Raw genomic sequence first — 2,500 nt, 5'->3', positions numbered from 1 at the left:
CCGTGACAGGCAAATGTCATGGCCACAACAAGAACGACAAGCCGTTCCGCCCCGGGGAAGAAGCAGCCTTTCTGGATGCCAGACACGGAAGATGTCATAGCCGACCTCGGCAACGAGCCGCCGCTGATCGCGGACGGCCGCAGCGGCCCTCCCGACCGGCGCGAGGTTTCGGCGCGCTGGCTGTCGGGCACCTTCCTTACCGGCGTGACCTCGAGCGTGCTGATGGGCGTGGCGCTGTTTGCAGCGCTTGACGGCCGCCAGCAGTTGGCGACGCCACCCGAGATCGCCGAACTGATCAGCCTTGCCAGTGGCGACGATTCCGGTGAGATTGCCAAGACGACACGGCTGGTCGCGCTGCGCCAGATCGCCAAGGCCAAGGATCGCCGGCGCATGGAAGTGTCGATGGTGACCAAGGTTGGCGACCGCGATGTCATCCACACCATGCCTTTCGTGCAGATCAAGATGGCGCTTGCCGCCGGTCACACGACCAGCCGGGCCTATCCGCCTTTCGACCCGATGCAGGTGTTTGGCAATGGCGACGACAATGCCGGCCAGCCGGCAGCCGCCGCCGCCAGCCAGATCTATGGCGCCAAGGTCGAAAGCGAGATGAGCTTGAAGACCGTCGATTTCCCGATCGAGACGGCGGCCTTCGACGAAAAGAGCGACCTTTCTGCCGACGAGGTGGAAAAGGTCGTGCGCGAGGCCGGCACCGATCTGAGCGACGGCGCTGTCCAGGTCGCTTCGCTGCATTATGTCGACCCACAGCGATTCGGTGACGGCTTCGCCGAAAGCATGGCCGGCTCCTATGACGTCAAGATCGTCCCGGAAAACGTCTCGGTGTCGCCGCGTGCCGCCATCGACGACCAGGCGCCGGCTTTCGCCGAGGAAATCATCCCCTTCACCAAGGATCTCGACATTGCCGAGGCCTTCGCTGATTCGGGCTATACCGGCGAGGATGCCACCGGAATGGCCGAGGCGATCGCCAAATTGCTGAATGCGACGGCCCTCAAGGCAGGAACCGTGCTGCGCGTTGGGCTTGAGGTCCATGGCGACGCCGCCAAGATCGTTCGCACCAGCGTGTACGACAGGACCCAGCACATCGTCACCATCGCACTCGACGACCACGACCAGTACGTGCCGGCGCAGGAGCCGGAGCCAAATCCCGAATTGCTGACGGCGTTCGACGATTCGCCTGCGCCCGTAGTGCGCGGCAATCTGCCGAACGTCTACGACGGCATCTACCGCACCGCCTATTCCTACGGCATGTCCAAGGCGATGACGCAACGACTGATCAAGTTGCTGGCGTCCGGTGTCGACTTTCAGTCGCGCCTCAATCCCACGGACCGCATCGAAGTGCTGTTCTCGCAACCCGATGGCGACGACCAGGCGTCTGACGAATCCGAGCTGCTTTACGTCTCCGCGACTTTCGGCGGCACGACGCGAAATTTCTACCGTTTCCAGATGCAGGACGGCAGCACCGACTACTTCGACGAAAATGGTAGCAGCGCCGAGCAGTTTCTGCTGCGCAATCCGTTGCCCAATGGCCGATTTACGTCAGGGTTCGGTGCCAGGCGCCACCCCATTTTGGGGTATGTGAAAATGCATACCGGCACCGACTGGGCAGCTCCCGTGGGATCGCCGATCATTGCCGCGGGCAATGGCGTCGTCGAAAAAGCCGGCTGGGCCGGTGGCTATGGCAAGCAGATCATCTTGCGTCACGCCAACGGCTACGAGACGTCCTACAATCACCAGAGCGCCTTTGCCAAAGGCATCGAGCCGGGTGTTCGCGTTCGCCAGGGTCAGGTTATCGGCTATCTCGGCTCAACCGGCCTCTCCACCGGTCCGCATCTTCATTACGAACTGATCGTCAACGGCACAAAGGTCGATTCGATGCGCGTCCGCCTACCGGTCGGCAAGACGCTGAAGGGCGACGACCTTGTCGCCTTCAAGCGCGAGCGCGAACGCATCGACGACCTGCTCAAGCAGGAAGACAGCAATCAGTTGAAGGTCGCGAGCGCCAAGATCGAAGGCTGAGCCGACGTTTTTCGTCGTCAGCCGAGCTGATTCGCCGTGTCGCGCGCCCATGGCAGCCGCTCGCCGGAAACCGTCGTCCACGCGGCGATTGCCGAAAGCAGGCAAAGCACCGCGGTCACCGCGGCAACGGCGGCGAATGCCGCGTCGCTGGCGGCAAGTCGTGCCGCATCGAGGCCGGGCGCCAGGCCGGCTGGCGGCGGTTCGCCGAAACCCGGAATGCCGGAGCCGGCAGCGGTGCCGAGCACGCCAGCATAGACCCAGGCCGCCAGCGATCCCATCGCCGCCACGGCAATCAGGCCGCCGATGCGCGAGACGGCGTTGTTGATGCCCGAGGCCGCACCCGTATCCTTGTCCTCGACCGCCGTGATGACGGGGGGCGCCAGCGGGGGTGGATTATTAACAACTCCGAGCCCACCAGCCCGGCGGCTGAGACGTGTGGGGTGGGGGGGGGTGAAAAAAAAAGGGG

At 63.7% G+C, this 2,500-nt stretch carries 1 protein-coding gene and 1 pseudogene; one reads left to right on the top strand and one right to left on the bottom strand.

Features of this window, described 5'->3' with window-relative positions:
• Positions 1 to 75: 75 nt before the first annotated feature.
• The gene (locus NKH59_RS30650; RefSeq protein ID WP_352542490.1) at positions 76 to 2,034 is read left to right on the top strand and encodes a M23 family metallopeptidase; all 1,959 of its coding nucleotides are present in this window, start codon (positions 76 to 78) and stop codon (positions 2,032 to 2,034) included.
• A gap of 17 nt (positions 2,035 to 2,051) precedes the next feature.
• Here the strand turns inward: NKH59_RS30650 and NKH59_RS30645 are convergent.
• Positions 2,052 to 2,500 (bottom strand): annotated as a pseudogene (locus NKH59_RS30645) (hypothetical protein); the annotation flags it as partial.

It is taken from the genome of Mesorhizobium sp. M0998, assembly GCF_040318885.1.
Taxonomy (GTDB): domain Bacteria; phylum Pseudomonadota; class Alphaproteobacteria; order Rhizobiales; family Rhizobiaceae; genus Mesorhizobium.
Note: the sequence above shows the minus strand (reverse complement) of the source record. Positions and strands in the feature narration are given on the sequence as shown.

Coding starts and splice junctions, on each gene's coding strand:
- NKH59_RS30650 (WP_352542490.1), top strand. CDS start 76: ATGCCAGACACGGAAGATGTCATAGCCGACCTCGGCAACGAGCCGCCG.